The 18,424-nt window shown below is 68.8% G+C and carries 20 protein-coding genes and 1 pseudogene; 14 read left to right on the top strand and 7 right to left on the bottom strand.

Annotation, left to right across the window (positions count from 1 at the left end; genetic code table 11):
* The first annotated feature begins 103 nt into the window (after positions 1-103).
* Both AB0I53_RS20560 and AB0I53_RS20555 read left to right on the top strand, forming a co-directional pair.
* Positions 104-1,483, top strand: a complete 1,380-nt coding sequence (locus AB0I53_RS20560) for an MFS transporter (RefSeq protein ID WP_358605026.1) — start codon at positions 104-106, stop codon at positions 1,481-1,483.
* Positions 1,484-1,488: 5 nt separating this feature from the next.
* Positions 1,489-2,265, top strand: coding sequence for an SDR family oxidoreductase (locus AB0I53_RS20555; protein WP_358605022.1), 777 nt, complete (start codon positions 1,489-1,491; stop codon positions 2,263-2,265).
* A 79-nt stretch (positions 2,266-2,344) separates the two neighbouring features.
* On the opposite strand, the gene AB0I53_RS20550 is transcribed toward AB0I53_RS20555, so the two are convergent.
* Positions 2,345-3,145: a mycofactocin-coupled SDR family oxidoreductase gene (locus AB0I53_RS20550; RefSeq protein ID WP_358605019.1), complete on the bottom strand. Its 801-nt coding sequence runs from the start codon at positions 3,143-3,145 to the stop codon at positions 2,345-2,347.
* Positions 3,146-3,498: 353 nt separating this feature from the next.
* Between AB0I53_RS20550 and AB0I53_RS20545 the strand changes: the two genes are divergently transcribed.
* The 3 genes from AB0I53_RS20545 (at position 3,499) to AB0I53_RS20535 (ending at position 5,403) form a co-directional block, all read left to right on the top strand.
* Positions 3,499-4,665, top strand: a complete 1,167-nt coding sequence (locus AB0I53_RS20545) for a Rieske 2Fe-2S domain-containing protein (RefSeq protein WP_358605016.1) — start codon at positions 3,499-3,501, stop codon at positions 4,663-4,665.
* A 69-nt stretch (positions 4,666-4,734) separates the two neighbouring features.
* Complete coding sequence (locus AB0I53_RS20540; protein WP_358605013.1) at positions 4,735-4,917, top strand: hypothetical protein; 183 nt, start codon at positions 4,735-4,737, stop codon at positions 4,915-4,917.
* A gap of 111 nt (positions 4,918-5,028) precedes the next feature.
* The gene (locus AB0I53_RS20535) at positions 5,029-5,403 is read left to right on the top strand and encodes a nuclear transport factor 2 family protein (RefSeq protein WP_358605010.1); all 375 of its coding nucleotides are present in this window, start codon (positions 5,029-5,031) and stop codon (positions 5,401-5,403) included.
* A 58-nt stretch (positions 5,404-5,461) separates the two neighbouring features.
* Here AB0I53_RS20535 and AB0I53_RS20530 read toward each other — a convergent pair whose 3' ends face one another.
* Positions 5,462-5,998 carry a MaoC family dehydratase gene (locus tag AB0I53_RS20530; RefSeq protein WP_358605007.1) on the bottom strand — a complete coding sequence of 179 codons (537 nt, stop codon included), beginning with the start codon at positions 5,996-5,998 and terminating at the stop codon, positions 5,462-5,464.
* A gap of 202 nt (positions 5,999-6,200) precedes the next feature.
* Here AB0I53_RS20530 and AB0I53_RS20525 point away from each other — a divergent pair, with 202 nt between their 5' ends.
* From AB0I53_RS20525 to AB0I53_RS20515, 3 genes are all read left to right on the top strand, one after another.
* Positions 6,201-7,385, top strand: coding sequence for a hydroxylase (locus AB0I53_RS20525; RefSeq protein WP_358605004.1), 1,185 nt, complete (start codon positions 6,201-6,203; stop codon positions 7,383-7,385).
* Positions 7,386-7,437: 52 nt separating this feature from the next.
* The gene (locus AB0I53_RS20520; protein ID WP_358605001.1) at positions 7,438-8,328 is read left to right on the top strand and encodes a VOC family protein; all 891 of its coding nucleotides are present in this window, start codon (positions 7,438-7,440) and stop codon (positions 8,326-8,328) included.
* Between the two features lie 114 nt (positions 8,329-8,442).
* A complete protein-coding gene (locus tag AB0I53_RS20515; RefSeq protein ID WP_358604998.1) occupies positions 8,443-9,477 on the top strand; it encodes a YncE family protein in 1,035 nt (344 codons plus the stop codon).
* On the opposite strand, the gene AB0I53_RS20510 is transcribed toward AB0I53_RS20515, so the two are convergent.
* Positions 9,381-10,418 carry an acetyl-CoA acetyltransferase gene (locus AB0I53_RS20510; protein ID WP_358604995.1) on the bottom strand — a complete coding sequence of 346 codons (1,038 nt, stop codon included), beginning with the start codon at positions 10,416-10,418 and terminating at the stop codon, positions 9,381-9,383. The genes AB0I53_RS20515 and AB0I53_RS20510 overlap by 97 nt on opposite strands.
* 3 nt (positions 10,419-10,421) lie before the next feature.
* On the opposite strand from AB0I53_RS20510, the gene AB0I53_RS20505 reads away from it, so the two are divergent.
* Both AB0I53_RS20505 and AB0I53_RS20500 read left to right on the top strand, forming a co-directional pair.
* Complete coding sequence (locus AB0I53_RS20505; protein WP_358604992.1) at positions 10,422-10,661, top strand: hypothetical protein; 240 nt, start codon at positions 10,422-10,424, stop codon at positions 10,659-10,661.
* 163 nt (positions 10,662-10,824) lie between these two features.
* Positions 10,825-11,202: a PH domain-containing protein gene (locus AB0I53_RS20500; protein ID WP_358604989.1), complete on the top strand. Its 378-nt coding sequence runs from the start codon at positions 10,825-10,827 to the stop codon at positions 11,200-11,202.
* A gap of 111 nt (positions 11,203-11,313) precedes the next feature.
* Here AB0I53_RS20500 and AB0I53_RS20495 read toward each other — a convergent pair whose 3' ends face one another.
* Complete coding sequence (locus tag AB0I53_RS20495; protein WP_358604986.1) at positions 11,314-11,685, bottom strand: DUF779 domain-containing protein; 372 nt, start codon at positions 11,683-11,685, stop codon at positions 11,314-11,316.
* Entirely contained in the window at positions 11,685-13,208 is a 1,524-nt protein-coding gene (adh, locus tag AB0I53_RS20490) for an aldehyde dehydrogenase (RefSeq protein WP_358604984.1), read from the bottom strand. Before adh ends, AB0I53_RS20495 begins: the two co-directional genes overlap by 1 nt.
* A gap of 206 nt (positions 13,209-13,414) precedes the next feature.
* Here adh and AB0I53_RS20485 point away from each other — a divergent pair, with 206 nt between their 5' ends.
* Positions 13,415-14,893, top strand: coding sequence for a GAF domain-containing protein (locus tag AB0I53_RS20485; RefSeq protein ID WP_358604981.1), 1,479 nt, complete (start codon positions 13,415-13,417; stop codon positions 14,891-14,893).
* A gap of 257 nt (positions 14,894-15,150) precedes the next feature.
* Here AB0I53_RS20485 and AB0I53_RS20480 read toward each other — a convergent pair whose 3' ends face one another.
* Positions 15,151-15,684 carry an SRPBCC family protein gene (locus AB0I53_RS20480; protein ID WP_358604978.1) on the bottom strand — a complete coding sequence of 178 codons (534 nt, stop codon included), beginning with the start codon at positions 15,682-15,684 and terminating at the stop codon, positions 15,151-15,153.
* Positions 15,685-15,872: 188 nt separating this feature from the next.
* Between AB0I53_RS20480 and AB0I53_RS20475 the strand changes: the two genes are divergently transcribed.
* Positions 15,873-16,511, top strand: a complete 639-nt coding sequence (locus tag AB0I53_RS20475; RefSeq protein WP_358605151.1) for a GntR family transcriptional regulator — start codon at positions 15,873-15,875, stop codon at positions 16,509-16,511.
* Positions 16,512-16,792: 281 nt separating this feature from the next.
* Here AB0I53_RS20475 and AB0I53_RS20470 read toward each other — a convergent pair whose 3' ends face one another.
* Positions 16,793-17,248, bottom strand: a complete 456-nt coding sequence (locus tag AB0I53_RS20470; protein WP_358604975.1) for a MarR family winged helix-turn-helix transcriptional regulator — start codon at positions 17,246-17,248, stop codon at positions 16,793-16,795.
* A 332-nt stretch (positions 17,249-17,580) separates the two neighbouring features.
* On the opposite strand from AB0I53_RS20470, the gene AB0I53_RS20465 reads away from it, so the two are divergent.
* A complete protein-coding gene (locus AB0I53_RS20465; protein WP_358604972.1) occupies positions 17,581-17,988 on the top strand; it encodes a VOC family protein in 408 nt (135 codons plus the stop codon).
* Positions 17,989-17,998: 10 nt separating this feature from the next.
* A pseudogene (locus tag AB0I53_RS20460) lies at positions 17,999-18,325 on the top strand (FAD-dependent oxidoreductase); the annotation flags it as partial.
* Positions 18,326-18,424 lie beyond the last annotated feature (99 nt).

The raw sequence follows: 18,424 nt of genomic DNA, 5'->3' as shown, positions 1-18,424 counted from the left end.
TGCCGCACGACACGCGGCGTTCTCCTTGGTCGCCGTGCGGCGCGACCGATGAACGGTCCACATAGGAAATCCCCATTGGTCGGGTAGTGGCTGGAGGCCCCCGATGAACTCGCAGGAACCAATCCCGACGGGAGCCGGCCCGTCTTCCGCCGGGTCAGCGCAACTGCGCAAGGTGGCGCTTTCCAGCCTGCTGGGAACCGTCATCGAGTACTACGACTTCCTGCTCTACAGCACGATGGCGGCCTTGGTGTTCGGGAAGCTCTACTTCCCGGCGCTCACCCCGGGCGTCTCGACCGTCGCCGCCTTCGGCACGTTGGCGGCCGGCTACGTGGCACGTCCCCTGGGCGGGCTCCTGTTCGGGCATTTCGGCGACCGGCTCGGGCGCAAGTCGATGCTCGTGGTGACCATGATGCTGATGGGAGGCGCCAGCTTCCTCATCGGCGTCCTGCCCACCTACGACAAGATCGGCTTCGCCGCCCCGATTTTGCTCGTCCTGCTGCGCATCGTGCAGGGCGTGGCGGTCGGCGGGGAGTACGGCGGGGCGGCGCTGATGGTCATCGAGCACGCCGACTCCCGGCGCCGGGGGGCGTGGGTCGGGATCATGCAGCTCGGCTCGCCGTTCGGCTTCCTGCTCTCCACGGCTGCGGTCACGCTGGTGACCCTCCTGCCGAGCGAGGCCTTCCTCTCCTGGGGCTGGCGGGTGCCCTTCCTGCTGAGCGCGGTGCTGCTGATGATCGGGCTGTACGTCCGGCTGAGCGTCGTCGAAAGCCCGGTGTTCCGAGAAGCTGCCGCCGCCGCGGAATCCCAGGCACAGCCCAAGGTGCCCGCGCTGCAGCTGCTGCGGCAGCCGCGCGCTCTCGTCCTGGCGTGCGCCGCCGGTATCGGCCCCTTCGCGCTCACGGCCCTGACCAGCTCGCACATCATCGCCTACGCCACCGGTCTCGGGTACCAGATGTCCGATGTCATGCGGGCGCTGCTGTTCACGGTGTCCGTCTCGATCGTCTGCATCCCCTTGTTCTCCGCCTTGTCCGACCGGTTCGGGCGGCGCCGCGTGGTCATGGTGGGCGCGGTCGGCACGGTGCTCTTCGCACTGCCGCTCTACGCCATGGTCGACAGCGGCTCCGTGGTGGTCATGACGGTCGGGCTGATGATCGCCCAGGTGCTGCAGAACCTGATGTACTCGCCGCTGGCGCCGATGCTCTCGGAGATGTTCGGCACCCGCGTCCGGTACACGGGTGTCTCGCTCGGCTACCAGCTCGCCAGCCTGCTCGGCGCCGGCTTCACCCCGCTGATCGCCACCAGCCTCGTCGCCGCCACCGGGGGTTCGAGCCTGCCGCTGACCGCCATCGCGGCCCTGTCGGCGGCGATCACGATCGTGTCGATCTGGCTCATCGCCGAGACCAGGGGCCGCGACCTCACCGACGACGGCCCGGCCGTCGCGGACCGATCGGATTCCGGTGCGACGATGGAGGAAACGCGATGAGTGCCATGACATCTCCGAAGACGCCGGTGCTGGTCACCGGCGCGGCATCCGGGATCGGCGCGGCCTGCGCCCGCACCCTGGCGGCCGCCGGTCGACCGGTGGTGCTGTGGGACCGCGACGAAAAGGGCGCGACCGCAGTCGCGGAGCAGATCGAGCACGATCACGGGGTGCCGGTCGCCATGTCCGGGATCGACGTCGCCGACGTGGCCCGGTACGACGACGTGCTCGGCGAAGCCCGGCGGGTCGTCGGCAGGATCGGCGGTTTCGTGCATGCCGCGGGCGTGGTCGACTCGACGCCGATGACGAAGTTGTCGCGCGACGCGTGGCAGCGCGTCCTCGACGTCAACCTCACGGCGTTCGCCTATGCGGCCGCCGCGCTCGCCGACGACCTCGAAGCGCTGCCGGGCTCGGCCATCGTCGCGATCTCGTCGATAAACGCGACCCTCGGGCAGGCGAACATCCCGTCCTACAGCGCTTCCAAGGCGGGAGTCCTCGGGCTGACGCGGTCGCTGGCCGCGCAGCTCGGCGCCGCCGGGGTTCGGGTCAACGCGGTCTGCCCCGGGTACATCGACACGCCGATGCTGGGGCGCAGCCTCGCCGACACCCGGCGCATGGCTCGGATGAGCGGCGACGCGATGCTCGGCCGCGTCGGGCAACCGGAGGAGGTCGCGTCCGTCGTCCGCTTCCTGCTCAGCGCCGAAGCCAGCTTCGTCACCGGAAGCACGGTGTTCGTCGACGGCGGGGTGACCGCGAGCGATCGCCTCGGCTCGCTCGTCGACTGACGCGGTGGTCGCCGGTGAGCGACGACCGGCCGCCCGTTGTTCCCGCCGATCACGCCGGGACAACGGGCGGCCTGCTTGCTCAGCGGATCGTGTTGCCCGCATCCACCGGGAAGTTCGCGCCGGTCACGTACCGGGCCTCGTCGGAAGCCAGGTACACCAGCGCGTTGCTGATGTCGATCGGCTCGATGCGCTGCACCGGAAGGGTGTTGATGAACAGCGGTCCGAGATCCGGCCGCTTCTCCAAGAGCGTCGGCAGGACCGGCGAGTGCCCCTGAGGCGTGTCGACGCCGGTGGGGTGGATCGTGTTCACCCTGATGCCCCGGTCGGAGAACTCCAGCGCGAGCGATCGCGCGACGCCGACCACCGCGTGCTTCGCGGCCACGTAGGGCAGGAAGAAGGGCAGTCCCTTGAGGGACGCGGTGGAACCGGTGATCACGATGCTGCCGCCGCCAGAGGCGAGCAGGTGGGGGATGGCGGCCGCGCAGGTGTTCCACACCCCGGTGAGGTTGATGTCCAGCGTGGTCTGCCAGATCTCGGCGGTCAGGTCCTCGGACGGCTGCGTGGTGCAGATCGACGCGTTCGCGGCCACGATGTCGAGCCTGCCCAGCTCGGCCACGCCCGAGTCGAGGACGGCTGCGAGCGCATCCTTGTCCCGCACGTCCGCAACAGCCGTGTGGATGCGCCGCCCGAGCTTCTCGACCAGGCGAGCGGTCTCGGCCAGCCCCTCTTCGGTGCCCATCGGGTACTGGACGAGGTCGAGTTGCCGGCAGATGTCCACGGCGATGATGTCTGCGCCCTCCTCGGCCAGCCGCACGGCGTGGCTGCGGCCCTGGCTCTGCGCGGCGCCGGTGATGAAAGCGACTTTCCCGGACAGCCTCATGGGTTTCCTCCTGAACGGTTCCGTCCTCGGCGGCGCGGTGGCCCGGGCGCGTTCTTCGACGGCGCGACATCACTTTCCGCCAAGTCGACCAAGCGCTTGCTACGTTAGCAGTGCTGCGATCCGTCGGACGAGGACTGGCGATGCGGCGGCGGACAAGCGAATGACCGAGTACCAGGCCATCGCGGAGTCGCGCTGCGGGATCATCGGAACCGGCGGTGGTTCTCCCGGGCACAGCGCAGTTGCGGCCCGCGCCGGTTGAGATCGGTCTCGGTGAGCGGGAGGGCGACTGTTTCGCCCCGCTCAGACTTCCCACCATTGAGGCGAATCGGCAAGACGGAGGCGAAGGAGCCCTCATGACGTCACTGCAGACAGCGGGCGAGAACGAGGTGCGAGTGATCGAGGCGGTGGCTCCGCCGACTCGCTACGCCCGTGGCTGGCACTGCCTCGGCCTTGCCGACCACTACCGGGACGGAAAACCGCACGCGATCGAGGCGTTCGGCACCAAGCTGGTCGTGTTCGCCGACAGCAGCGGGAAGTTGAACGTGCTCAACTCCTACTGCCCGCACATGGGCGGCGACCTGAGCCAGGGCACCATCAAGGGCGACGAGGTCGCCTGCCCGTTCCACGACTGGCGCTGGTCGGGCAGCGGGCGCTGCGCGAGCATCCCGTACGCGCGGCGGGTGCCGCCGCGGGCCCGCACGAAGGCGTGGACCGTCCTGGAGCGCAACGGGCAGCTGTTCGTGTGGAACGACCCGCAGGGGAAGCAGCCTCCGCCGGACGTGACGATCCCGGAGATCCCCGGCACGGACTCGGACGAGTGGACGTCGTGGACGTGGAACTCGCTGCGGATCGACGGATCGAATTGCCGGGAGATCGTCGACAACGTGGTGGACATGGCGCACTTCTTCTACATCCACTACTCGTTCCCGACCTACTTCAAGAACGTGTTCGAGGGCCACGTCGCCACCCAGACGATGCACAGCAAGGCGCGGCCGGACGTGAAGATCGGCACGAACTACTCCGACGACAGCAGCCTGCGTTCGAGCGCCTCCTACTACGGCCCCTCCTACATGATCGACTACCTGTGGAGCGACGTCGGCGACCAGACGATCGAGACGGTGCTGATCAACTGCCACTACCCGGTGTCCCCCACGAGCTTCGTGCTGCAGTGGGGCGCGATGGTCAAGAAGCCGGACGGCATGTCCGACGAGGAGGCCGAGCAGATGGCCCAGGCGTTCGCCGCGGGAGTGGAGAAGGGCTTCCTGCAGGACGTCGAGATCTGGCAGAACAAGGCGAAGATCGACAATCCGCTGCTGTGCGAGGAGGACGGCCCGGTCTACCAGCTGCGGCGCTGGTACGAGCAGTTCTACGTCGATGTCGAGGAGGTCACGCCGGAGATGACCCAGCGGTTCGAGTTCGAGATCGACACCGAGCGGGCGATCCAGTTCTGGCAGGCCGAGGTCGACGACAACCTGGCCAACGGCCGGATCATCGTCGACGACAGCGCCACCACCGCCTGATCGGCGCGATCCATGACTGACGAGGAAATTCCGCTCCAGCCCGTGTCCTGCCACAGCTGCGGCACGTGCGTGCTGGTCAAGAAGAACAGCCTTGCCCACACGCTCGTGCAGTGGACGTCCGACACCGAGCAGTGCGTCGAGCTCGCGCAAAGCCCGACCGCCGACCGCGCAACGGTGCTGACCTGCCTGAAGCTGCGCGACAGCATCGAAACGGCGGTGCGCGATGGCCGGATCCGCGTTCCGCAGCCGTGATTCCGGGAAGGTCGACTCCTCGCAGCCGGTGCGAGGAGTCGGCGGTCCGATCCGGATCACCGCCACCAGCCCGCTGCTGAGCGGGCCGACCACGAGGAGAGGACATCGGACATGCCGGAGCCGTCCGTCATCCGCGACGTCGTCGCGAGTTATGTGAAGGCCATCGGGACCGGGGGAGCGGCGGAGATCGCGGCGCTGTACGAGGAGGACGCCACGCTCGAAGATCCGGTGGGTAGTGAGCCGTTGCGCGGCCGGGGCGCGATCGCCGAGTTCTACTCGGCCATCGAGAACCTGCGCCGGGAGAGCGAGCTGATCGCTGTGCGGGTGGCCGGCGACAGCGCCGCGTTCCACTTCCGCGTGCGCACCAAGACGCCGGACGGGGCGGTCGAGGTCGAGCCGATCGACGTCATGACCTTCGACGAGGCCGGGCGGATCACGAGCATGCGGGCGTTCTGGAGCCCCGAGGACGTGCAGTCCGCCTCGTGACGGCACGAGCCGACGGCGTCCTGGTCCGTTGTGGGACAGGGGTTTCCGGTCGGTGGGGTCAGGCGAGCCAGCGGTTGAGCGTCTCGACGACGCACGCCGGCTTGGCCTGGCCCTCGACCTCCGCGGTGATCCGGATCGTCGCTTGGACCCCGCCGCGCACGTCGACGCAGGCGAGCACCTCGCCGCGGCCGCGGATGCGGGATCCGGCGGGCACCGGCGCCGGGAAGCGGACGCGGTCGGCGCCGTAGTTGACCCCCATGCTGACGCCGCGCACCGACAGCAGTCGGGGCAGGAAGTAGTTGCACAGCGACAGCGTGAGGTAGCCGTGCGCGATCGTCGACCCGAACGCGGACTCGCGCGCCCGCACCGGGTCGACGTGGATCCACTGGTGATCGCCGGTGACGTCGGCGAAGCCGTCGATCCGCGCCTGGTCGATCTGGAGCCACGCGGTGGGGCCGAGCGTCGTGCCGACGGCCGCGCGAAGTTCGTCGAGCCCGTCGACGGTCAACGGGGCCGCGCCCTCGGATTCGTCAGCCACTTGTTCCCGCCCTTCTGCCGTGCCCGCGGTCGCGGCGCCGGCGATCGCCACCGACATCGGCGTCGAGGAGCATAGCTAGCCAAGCGCTTGCTTGGGAAGATCCGCGGGTGCGGGCCGTTGCCGCGGAAGCCCGGCGCACCGGTCGATCCCGGTCAGCGGGAGCAGCGGTGGGACCGGCCCGCAGGCCGGACCTAGCGTCGAACACGCCCTGGCACATCGGTGCGGGAGCGGCCATCTTGATCAGTCCGGAGGTGCGTGCATGGCGCACGATGTGGTTCGCCGAGTGGAGGAGGTCGCCGCCCGGCTCGCGGCGACCGCGGAGGAGACCGAGCGCCAAGGCAAGCTGGCGGATGAGAGCGTCAAGCTGGTGCGCGAAGCCGGGGTCATGCGGCTGTTGCAGCCGACCGACTTCGGCGGATTCGCGGCCCACCCGCGCGATTTCGCCGAAGCCGTGATGGCGGTCGCGAAGGTGTGCGGATCGACGGGCTGGGTGTGCGGTGTGGGCGGAGTCCACCCGTGGGAGATGGCGCTCATGGACCGGCGGCTCCAGGAGGAGGTCTGGGGGGAGAACCGCGACACCTGGATCGCTTCTCCGTACATGCCCAGCGGCGTCGCCACCCCGACGGACGGTGGTTACGTCCTCCGGGGCCGGTGGCAGTTCTCCTCCGGAACCGACCACTGCGACTGGATCTTCCTCGGCGCGCTCCTCGGCGACGCAGACGGCAAGCCCGCGCAACCGGTGAAGACGATGCACGTCGTCCTGCCGCGGAAGGACTACACGATCGTCGAGGACTCCTGGGACGTCATCGGGCTGTGCGGCACGGGGAGCAAGGACGTCGTCGTCGACGGCGCGTTCATCCCGGCGTACCGGACGATCGACGCCGAGGAGGTCGCCCAAGGCGAGCTGGCCGCCCAGCGCGCCGGCCGCACCGACACGGTGTACCGGCTGCCGTTCTGGACGATGTTCCCGCTGGGCATCACGGCGGCGGTCGTCGGCATCGCGGAAGGCGCGCTCGCCTGCCACCTCGACTACCAGCGGGACCGGGTCATGGCGGCCGGCACCCGGGTCCGCGACGACCCGCACACGATGTACGCGATCTCCGAAGCCGCCGCGGAGATCGCCGGATCGCGCACGCAGCTGCTCGACGGCGTCAGCCGGCTCTACGACCTGGTCGACGCGGGCCGGCCGATCAGCTTCGAGGACCGGTCGGTGGTGCGCCGCAACCAGGTCCGATGCGCGTGGCGCGCGGTGTCCGCGGTCGACGAGATCTTCGCCCGGTCCGGCGGGAACGCGGTGCGCCGCAACAACGCGATGCAGCGCTTCTGGCGCGACGCGCACGTCGGCCTGCAGCACGCCATCCACATCCCGGGTTCGATCTACCACTCGAATGCCCTGACGTCGCTGGGCATCGAGCCGGACGGGCCGCTCCGGGCGCTGATCTGAACCGAGCCGCGCCGACGACGTCCGGCGCCTACTGCATGGAGAGAGGAAGGGCATGACCGACATCAGCTCACTGGGCTACGTCCGGATCCGCGCCACGGATCTGGACGCCTGGCGGAAGTTCGCCTTCGAGACCATCGGTTTCGCCGAGGGCAGCGGGCCCGAGGATGATGCGCTGTACCTGCGCGTGGACGAGCGGATCGGCCGGATCGTCGTCCTGCCCGGCGACGTGGACCGGGTGGAGGCCGTGGGCTGGGAGGTCCGCGACCACCTGGCACTCCAGCGGGTCCAGGCCGCGGTCGAGACGGCCGGGCTCGCCCCGAAGCCGCTGACCCTGGAGGAGGCCGATGCCCGCCGGGTGGAGGCGGGAATCGCCTTCGAAGCACCGGGCGGGACCCCGCTGGAGATCTTCCACGGCCCGGCGCTGGACCACAGCCCGGTCGCGACGAGGTTCGGGAACCGCTTCGTCACCGGGGCGCTGGGGCTGGGGCACGTGGTGGTGCCGGTGAGCGACCTGGACGAGGCGTACCGCTTCTACGCCGAGACGCTCGGGTTCCTGCCGCGAGGGGCGTTCCGGCTGCCGGCACCCGTGGAATACGGCCCGGTCCGGCTCCGGTTCATGGGTGTGAACGCGCGTCATCACAGCCTGGCGCTGCTGCCGTCGGCGGATCTCAAGTCGCCCGCCCTGGTCCACATCATGGTGGAGTGCGAGACCCTCGACGAGGTCGGCCGCGCGCTGGACCGGGTCGTGGACGCCGGCTACCACGTGTCGTCCACGTTGGGGCGCCACACGAACGACAAGATGGTGTCGTTCTACGTCCGCACCCCGGGCGGCTGGGACCTCGAGGTCGGCTGCGCGGGCATGCTGGTCGACGAAAACTCCTACTCGGCCGAGGAGATCACCGCAGACAGCTACTGGGGCCACAAGTGGGATTTCGGGAGCTGACCTGACCGCGGCCGCGGGTGCGGTCGGCCGACCGCACCCGCGTGCATCGGGCCGTCCCGGTGATTTTCCGGCGACCACCGATCCGAAATCCCGCCCGGATGTGAAGATCAGCGCATGGTGACCCGGCGTGCGGTGATCAAGGGAATCCGAGACGTCGCGGCGGTGGCCGCGGTGGCTCCTTCCGCGATTCGGGCGGCGCAGCCAGCTGCGCCGTCCGAGGGGGATGTGCTTGCCGTGGTGGAGAAGAGCAGTCATGCGGTGAGCTTCTACGACACGTCGACCGGACGGCGACAGGACTCCATCGCGCTTCCGCACTATCCGCACGAACTCGCGGCGGACTCCCGGCGACGATTGGGCTACGTCGGTCACTACGGCGTCCGAATGTCCTCCGATACCGGGGAAGGCGGTGCTGCGGTCTTCGTACTCGACCTGGCCGCGCGCAAGCTGATCCGAACGGTGGATCTCCGGCCGTTCAACCGGATTCACGGTGTGGGCACGGACGCGCGGGATCGCCTGTACGCGCTGAGCGAGGCGAAGGCGACGTTGCTGGGCTTCGACGATCCGCCCACCGACCAGGAACCGACGCGGGCGGTGCCGACCGATGGCGTCAAGACGCACCTGTTCGCGATCAGCCGGGACGGCGAACGCGCCTACGTGACAGGACTGCTCTCGCACACGGTCAGCCTGGTCCGGCCGTACGACCCGGTCGCGCGACCCGTCGTGATGACACCGGGCGAGCGCCCCGAAGGACTCTGCCTCAGCCACGACGAACGCACTCTTTACGTCGGCGCTCGACGCAGTCACAGGCTGGTGGCGTTGGACGCGCACCGGATGACTGTGCGCACGACGGTGCCCGTGCCAGGAGACCCGCTGCGCGTGTACGCACGACCCGACGGCGTGGTGCTGATGACCGATATCGCGGACAACAGCCTCACCGCATTCACGCCGGACCTGCGGCGGCTCTGGTCCCTGAGGCTGCCGGGAACGCCGTCGGCGGTGTCCTTCCACCCGAACGCGGCGTTGGCTTACGTCTCGCAACTCGGAGGCGGCGATCAGGTCAGCATCGTGGACCTGGAAAGCAGATCGATCGTCGGCGGTTTCACCACCGGGCGAGAACCGGATTCCTCGGTACTGCTACCGGCCACCTGACAGGGTTCATCCGGGCTCCGGGCTCCGGGCTCCGGGCTCCGGGCTCCGGGCTCCGGGCCGACGATCGACACGAATGACACGCACTCGCCTGGGCCGCCACCGAGGTTGTGGGTGAGGCCGTATCGCTTGCCCCGGTGCCCGATTTGGCGCTCCGGTGGTGCTTCGCCGCGCAGCTGCAGCCAGCACTCGAACAGCATCCGGAGGCCTGAGGCTCCGATCGGATGGCCGAAGCTCTTCAACCCGCCGTCGGTGTTCACCGGGAGGTCGCCGGTGAGGGTGAACCGGGAGTTCAGGGTGTCCTGCCAGGCCTGGCCGCGGGTGGAGAATCCCAGGTCCTCCATCAGCACCAGTTCGGTAGGCGTGAAGCAGTCGTGCACCTCGGCCATCATCAGATCCTCGGCAGCGGACTCGACACCAGCCTGCGCGTACGCGTCCTGCGCGGAGCGCACCACCTCCTCGAAGCTGGTGTAGTCGTAGTCCGGATCGAAGGTGCCGGTGCCTGGGCCGGCGGCGAACGCCAGCGCCTTGACGAAGAGGGGCCGGTCGGTGAACCGGTACGCGTCCTCGGCGCGCACGATGATCGCCGCCGCCGCGCCGTCGCTGACGCCGGAGCAGTCGAACACGCCGAGGTCGCCGGCTACCGGGGCGGCGGCTGCGATGGTCTCCTCGGCGACCTCGGACCGGAACTGGGCACGCTCGTTGCGGGCTCCGTTGTAGTGGTTCTTCCACGCCACGCGGGTCATCGCACGCTTGAAGTCCGCTCGTGACACGTCGTACTTCGCCTGGTACGCGGGTGCCAGCAGGGAAAAGCGGGCGGGCGCGGTGAGGGTTGTGGCGGTGCCGTCCGACGGTGGGTTGGCGCGGGTCAGGCCCGAGTAGCCGGAGTCCTTGAGCTTCTCCACGCCGAGCGCCATCACCATGTCGTAGGCGCCGGATGCCACGGCGTGTTCCTGGGCGTGATGTCGGCAGGAGGGCTGATCGCGCCGTATCTGACGGGTGTGATCGTGGACGCGGCCGAATCGCCCGCTTCCGGCTACGCCGCGGCGTTCCAGATCTTCGGCGCGGCCGCCTTCGCCGCCAGCGCGATCGCACTGATCGCAGTGAATCCCGAGCGCGACGCCGCGAGGGTGCTCGGCCCACGAGACGCGAAACCAGCTGCAGATCCGGCACAACGGCACCGATGACCATCGGCACGAGCGCATTGCGTCTCGCGTCGACGTGGGTCTTGACGTGTTCGGCGAGCTGCTTGATCTCTGACGCTGCGCCGATGCTCGGAGGGGCGGTGTCGGGCATCCGGCGTTTCGTTACTGTGATCGCAAGGCATCGGATCTTCGGCAGGGAGTGTGCGTGGGACTTTTCGACGGGATGCTGGGCAACGCTTCGCGTGTCGATCCTCGTGCGGCAGCGCAGGAGTTCGGGCGCCTGCTGGCGCAGGGCGAGGAGGTTCATGCCGCCTACCAGTTGGTCCGGGACTCGTTCCTGTTCACGGACCGGCGCTTGATCCTCGTCGACAAGCAGGGCGTGACCGGCCGCAAGGTCGAGTACCACTCGATTCCGTATCGCAGCATCACCCACTTCTCCGTCGAGACCGCCGGCACCTTCGACCTCGACGCCGAGCTGAAGATCTGGCTTTCCGGCAACGCCGAGCCGATCACGAAGCAGTTCGGCAAGGGCGTCGACGTCTACGAGGTCCAGGCCCTCATGGGCGCCTACCTAGCGCGCTGAGCGAGTCGCAAAGCGCGGCAGCCGGTTCTCGCGGTGACGTTGCGCCGGCCCGCGATCCGGCGCCGAACGTTCCCTTCCCCGCAGCGGGTGGGCACGCGCCTGGACTGGTGTTCAGCTCCCTTCCAGTCGTTTCCACTCGTCGTCGGTGAGCAGGCGGGAGCGGATCAGGAACCGGACGCCGTCCGGGGCTTCCAGGGAGAACCCGCTGCCCCGACCCGGCACCAGGTCGATGGTCAGATGGGTGTGCTTCCAGTACTCGAACTGCGCCTTCGACATCCACACCGGGACGGCTTGGCCGTCCACGGTGAGATCGCCGAGGTGCACGTCGGCGTCGCTGGTTGCGAATTCGCCCGCCGGGTAGCACATGGGGGCGCTGCCGTCGCAGCATCCGCCGGACTGGTGGAACATCACGGGCCCGTGCCGCGCCCGGAGGCGGCGGATCTGCTCCGCCGCCTCCGGGGTCACGTCGACCCTGGCGACCATCAGAAGAACCCGAGCGCGTTGTTGGAGTAGGACACGAGCATGTTCTTGGTCTGCTGGTAGTGGTCGAGCATCATCTTGTGGTTTTCGCGCCCGATGCCGGACTGCTTGTAGCCGCCGAACGCGGCGTGGGCGGGGTAGGCGTGGTAGTTGTTCACCCACACCCGGCCGGCCTGGATGTCGCGGACGGCGTGGTAGGCGGTGGTGCCGTTGCGGGACCACACTCCGGCGCCGAGGCCGTAGAGGGTGTCGTTGGCGATCTTCATGGCGTCGTCGTAGTCGTCGAAGCTGGTGACGGAGACGACGGGGCCGAAGATCTCCTCCTGGAAGATCCGCTGCTTGTTGTGGCCCTCGAAGATCGTCGGGGCGACGTAGTAGCCGCCGGCCAGGTCGCCTTCGAGCTCGACCCGGTGGCCGCCGGTGAGGACCTTCGCGCCTTCCTGCTTGCCGATGTCGATGTAGGACAGGATCTTCTCCAGCTGGTCGTTGCTGGCCTGGGCGCCGATCTGGGTGTCGGTGTCCAGCGGGTTGCCCTGCTTGATCTTCTCGGTTCGGGCCACCGCGTCGGTCAGGAATCCGTCGTAGATGCCGGACTGGATCAGCACCCGCGACGGGCACGTGCACACCTCGCCCTGGTTGAGGGCGAACATCGTGAAGCCTTCCAACGCCTTGTCGTAGAAGGAATCGTTGGCCGCCGCGACGTCGTCGAAGAAGATGTTCGGGCTCTTCCCGCCGAGCTCGACGGTCACCGGGATGATGTTCTGGCTGGCGTACTGCAGGATGAGTCGGCCGGTGGTCGTCTCGCCGGTGAAGGCGACCTTGCGCACCCGCGAGCTGGAGGCCAGCGGCTTGCCCGCCTCCACACCGAAGCCGTTGACCACGTTGAGGACACCGGCGGGTAGCAGGTCGGCGATGAGGTCGACCAGCACGTGGATCGATGCCGGTGTCTGCTCGGCGGGCTTGAGCACCACGGCGTTGCCCGCCGCCAGCGCCGGTGCCAGCTTCCAGGTCGCCATCAGCAGCGGGAAGTTCCACGGGATGATCTGGGCGACGACGCCCAGCGGCTCGTGGAAGTGGTAGGCGACGGTGTCGTCGTCGATCTGTGAGATCGACCCTTCCTGACTGCGCAGCGCCCCCGCGAAGTAGCGGAAGTGGTCGATCGCCAGCGGGATGTCGGCCGCCAGCGTCTCGCGGACCGGCTTGCCGTTGTCCCAGCTCTCGGCGACCGCGAGCTTCTCCAGGTTGGCCTCCATGCGGTCGGCGATCTTGAGCAGGATCCCCGACCGCTCCGCCACCGACGTGCGGCCCCACGCGGGCGCGGCGCCCTCGGCGGCGTCGAGCGCGCGTTCCACGTCGTCGGCCGTGCCGCGGGCGATCTCGGTGAACACCTGGCCCGTCACCGGCGTGGGGTTCTCGAAGTAATCTCCACCGGCCGGGGCCACGTACTCGCCACCGATGAAGTGGTCGTAGCGCGAGCGGAACTCGACCGCCGAACCTGCGGTTCCCGGGGCTGCATGCAGAACCATCGTTCGCCTCTCGTGTGGGTGCGGCTCTCGCGAGCCGTCGTGACCTGGGCCACTCATGCCTCTGTGTGGCGAGAAGCTAGGAGTCGCAACGTTGCAGCGACGTTGCAACCGGGAGCCGCGATACTTGCCTGCAACCGGCGCGCCCCGCACTATGAACAGTCCAGCGACGAAGTCCCCTGGCGATTCCGACACATTTCAGCAGGCTGATGAACACCAGCGACGGCACATCGGTCGATCCGCTCGAGCGCGCCCGGCTGCTCGAGCGGGTGCATGCTGCCGTTCTGGCCGGTGATGAGTCGCCGCACGAGCCGCGGCCGGTCGTCGTCGAGTCCTGGCGGCGTTCGCTGGAAGCCCGGATCGACCCCGATCGCAGGGAACCGCCGCTGTCGTTCGCCTCCGGCAGGCTCGCCGACATCCGCCGGGAGCACCCGTTGGCGCGTTGGGTGCCGATGCTGCGCCAGACGTTGCTCGATGCGGCCGACGGCACCGGCCACGTCATGATCATCACCGATGCCGACGGCAACATCCTCTGGCGGGAAGGGGACGCCCGGGTATGCCGCGACGCCGACCGGGTTCTGCTCGCCGAAGGCACCCGGTGGGCCGAGAGCGCGATCGGTACGAACGCGATGGGCACCACGCTCGCCACCGGTGCTCCCGTCCAGATCCATTCCGCCGAGCACCTCGTGCGGGCCTACCACTCCTGGACCTGCGCCGCGTGCCCCGTCCGCGACCCCGACACGGGTGCACTGCTCGGGGCGGTCGACCTCAGCGGGCCGCTGCACACCATGCACCCGGCGCTGCTCGCGCTCGTGGTGGCCGGTGCGCGGCTGGTCGAGAGCGAACTCCGCTGGCGCCTGGCCGCCTCCGACGACCTGCTCCGGGAGCGCAACGCCCACCACCTCACCGAGTCCGGTCGGGATGCGGCACTGCTGAGCCCCAGTGGACGGATCGTCGCGAGCACACCCTCGGCGCGGTTCGTGCCGGGGCAGCGGATCGGCCTCGACGACAGCGGAACGGTCCGGTTGGACGACGGTGAGGACGCCGAGGTCGAACCGCTCGACGGCGGCTACCTGCTGCGCGTCGGGCAGCCCCGGTCCCGTCGCCGGCCGCAGTTGTCGTTGAGGCTGCTCGGCGACAAGGTTCCAATGGCCACAGTGGACGGTGTGCGGCACGAGCTGAGCTTGCGGCACGCGGAGATCCTCGCGCTGCTCGCGATGCATCCGGGAGGCCTGAACGCGGAGCGGCTGGCGCTGCTCCTGCACGGAGAGCAGGGCAACCCCACCACGGTCCGCGTTGAGATCCACCGCATCCGCAACGCACTCGGCCAGGACGTGGTCAAGACCAGGCCGTACCGGATCGCCGCCGATCTCGACAGCGATCTGCACGCCGTCCGCGAAGCGCTGAGCCGGGGTGACGCCGAAGCCGCCGTCGACCACGCTGGACTGCTGCTGCCGCGCTCGGAGTCCGTCGCGATCCGCGCCGAACGCGACGAACTCCTGGCGTCGTTGCGCGGGTTGGCGCTGGCCACCGGGAGCCCGGAGCTGCTTTGGCGTTTCGCCAACACCGACGCCGGGCGCGACGATCTGGAAGTGCTGGAGAAAGCACGTGACCTGATGGCACCGGATGCTCCGCAGCGCAGCGTCCTCGAAACCCGGCTGCGCCTATTGCTGGAAGGAGAGCCGTAGAGCTGCCCGATCGCCTTCCCGGGATGCACGTGCGCTGCCAACAAGATGCGGACGTCTGCCGATCACCATGCCGAACGGCTTGTCGTGATCAGCGACCACTGCCGAGCCGGTACGAACAAACCGGCTTCAACCGCGTCACGGACCTACCGCACGCCTGATGGCCAACCAGTCCTACGAACGGCGAGCAAGCGCCTTCAGTTCGGCGTAGCCGCCTTTTGGCCGTGTCTCAGCGAAATCGGCCCGTTGATCTCTCTGTCTCAGTAGGCGTTGGCACCGCCTCGCCGGCGGACGGTGCGCTCGAGGATCCCGAGGGTGGCCTTGAGGGCGGACTCTGGGACCACCGGGAAGGTGATGCGCTCCCGCCACTCCTCGTCGATCTCCGACCAGTCGTAGTAAGAGGTGACGAGGGTGCCGTCCTCGGCAGGCTCCAGCCGGTAGCCGTAGATGTGGCGGGCATGAGGCCGGAGCCGGCCTTCGACGGTCCAGGCGATTTCCTGGTCCGGGGTGAGCTTCGTGATGACGACCTCGACGTCGTACTTGCCCAGGGGAACGTCCCCGAGAGCTTCCCGGTCCATGTGGACCAGGAACCGGTCGCCAGGCTGCTTGACCGGTTCCCCTTCGGCGTCGATGAGCATTCCCGACGCGTCGATGTCCACGTGGCCCTTCGGGTCGGTCAGGACCGCGAAGATGGCGCCGGCGGGGGCGGGGATGAGTCGGGAAACCTCGATCCGCTCGGCGTCTTCGCCCACGCGCGCTTCGGGCCGCCGGGCGTGAGGGTCGTTGGCGCTCATCGCGTCGTTCCTTTCGAGCCGTGCTGCGGGAGTGGCGGTGATCTGGCCGACGGAAGCCCGCAGCGTCGATCCAAGGCGCCACCGTCGCCTTGGATCGACCATAACACGAATAATCGATTTTCCACTGGATTGTCTATGCTGCGGTCATGACGCGGACGGTCCACACCTCGGCCTCGTCGGGGAAGCAGATGCTCTCCGAGCAGGTCTACGTGCACCTGCGGGCCGCGATCATGCGCGGGGACCACGCCCCCGGTGACGCCCTCAAACCGCAGGACCTCGCAAAGGAACTGGGTGTGAGCCTGGCCGTCGTGCGCGAGGCGCTCGTGCGGGTGGTCGGCGATGGCCTCGCCGACCGGCTGCCCAACCGCGGCTTCGCCGTCCCGGCTTTCTCCGACCGCCGCTGGCAGGAGATCGCGGAGGCCCGCCGGAGCATCGAACCGGTCGTGCTGCGCATGTCCATCGAGCGCGGCGACGTCGACTGGGAGGCCCGCGTACGAGCCGCCCACCACCGTCTGGCCCGCACCCCGCCGTTCGTGCCGGAAGAAGGCGAGTACATCAGCGACGCATGGTCCGAAGCCCACCGGGTCTTTCACCGCACCCTGCTGGAGGGTTGCGGCAACCCCATCCTGCTGGAGACCTTCGACCGGATGTGGACCGCGAGCGAGCTGGCTCGCCGCTGGTCGGCGCACCGAACCCCCGACCGCGACCACGTTGGCGAGCACCGCCGGCTGGAGGAGGCGGCACTGGCCCGCGACGCCGACGCCGCGGCAGATGCACTGACACAGCACCTCACCCTGACCGCGGCCGGACTGACCGACCGCACCTGATCACCGACGCCAGAGCTGTGGGCCCGGCCGGTGAACCGCCGTTCTTGCCGAAACCCAACGGCCAGAAGACATCTGAGATGTCGGCTAATTGGCCCACTGCCGGACCAAGTGGCGGCTCGGGGATGCGGCTGGGTGGGGATCCGGGCGTGTTGGCTTGTAGAGGGTTTGCTTCTCCTTCAACGTGGCCGACGAGCGGGAAGCGGGTCTGCGGCAGTTGGAGGCTGCGCAGGGAACGGCTGCGCGCAGGTAGCGGCAGAATTCCGGAAAGTGATCGCGGCTTTCTAACTGTCGACGTCCGCCAGTCCTTCGTGGACGCGTAGCAGCAATCCTTGGAGCAATTGGCGCTCCTTCGTGTTCAGCGGCTCGAGCACCTTGTCCTGGACGGCTCGTGCCTCGGCGTCCAGGTCCGCCAGGACGGCCCGCCCGGCAGGGGTGACGGAGACGGAGACCCGCCGCCGGTCCGCCATGTCGCGTGCCCGGTCGACGTACCCGGCGGCGGCCAACTGGTCGACCACCTTGGCCATGTCGCTCGGGTCCACGCCCAGCCGGACAACCAGGTCGCGCTGGGCGTGCGGCCCGAAGTCGGCCAGCGCGGCGAGGGCCGCCATGTCCCACAGTCGCAGGCCGCGCTCGGCCAGCCGCTCGGCCAGTAGGCCGCGGGCGGTCTTGCCGACCCGGGAGAGCAGGTAGGTGCTGAGATCCAGCAGGGTTGGCGGAGTGGATCGATCGGCGGACACGGTGCGAGTCTAAGGTGCCCACCTATAGAGGCTGTTTCCAAACTCGATCTGCGTGGCGGTGCGGGTGGCGGCCCCCCTGCGGGAGTTGCTGTCGCCTTCTCGCTGTGGGATCCCCGACATCATGAATGCCAATTCACCACGTCGGGGCTGTCCTCGCGAGAAGACACCTGAGAACCCGCGGCGGTGCAAGTCGCATAGGTGGGCTAAGCGGCTGCGCCGCTTCAAAGACAAAACCCCGCGCTACCACATCCGCACCTCACCACATCCAAAACAGTCTCTATAGTGGGTGTGGACCCACTAATTTGTTGGCCGCCGACCTGAGGAGCCCTGCTGTGGATGCCCTCTACTCCCGCCTGCTCGTCACCCGCTTCGCCGAGTGCTTCCGCTTCTACGAGGCGATCCTGCCGCCGCTGGTCGGCGCGAGCCTCGTCAAAGGCACACAGGAAGGCCCCTACGCCAACTGGGACGTCAATGCCGAGGCCGTCCTGGTGCTGTTCGACCGCGGCGCGATGGCCGCAACCATTGGCACCAGGACGCTTCCCGCACAACCCGGCCCGGCGCAGGACACCGCAATGCTTGTCTTCCGGGTGGACGATGTGGACAAGCGGCTTGCCCTCTGCCTGGAGCACGGTGGCCGCCTCGTCATCGGCCCGACCGACCGACCGGAGTGGGGCCCGAACCTGCGCAGCGCCCACCTGCGCGACCCCGACGGCCACCTGATCGAGCTTCAGTCCTACTAGGGTCCGCACCCGATTCCCGTCGCTTCGCGACGTCGCGCTGGGTCGGACGTGGGGCGGGTGGATCGCGATGACGTCGTCGTGGCTGCCCATCGCGGGCGAAGCGACGGGGAACGTCTTCTACGCCATCGGCTGCCACGGCCACGGCCTCGCCCAGGCGCCCTACCTCGGCACGCTGCTCGCTGACCGGCTCGCCGGCGACGAGCTCCATGACGACCTCAGGGCCGTATGGCGAGTACGGCCGTGGTTTGCTCCCACGCCCATCGCCAATCCGCTGACCTTGCGTGCCATGTGGATGATCGACCGGATGTCGGATCGTCTCCACAACAGCAAAGTCTGAAGGTCCTCCGCCGAGCCTCGACGTCAGCGAGGCGGAAGTCGAGGCGCCCGACCTGGACCATTGACAGGTTTTCGGAACTCGACCACGGTTCAAGACCGA

The organism is Saccharopolyspora sp. NPDC050389 (genome assembly GCF_040655595.1).
In the GTDB taxonomy this organism is placed as follows: domain Bacteria; phylum Actinomycetota; class Actinomycetes; order Mycobacteriales; family Pseudonocardiaceae; genus Saccharopolyspora.
Note: the sequence above shows the minus strand (reverse complement) of the source record. Positions and strands in the feature narration are given on the sequence as shown.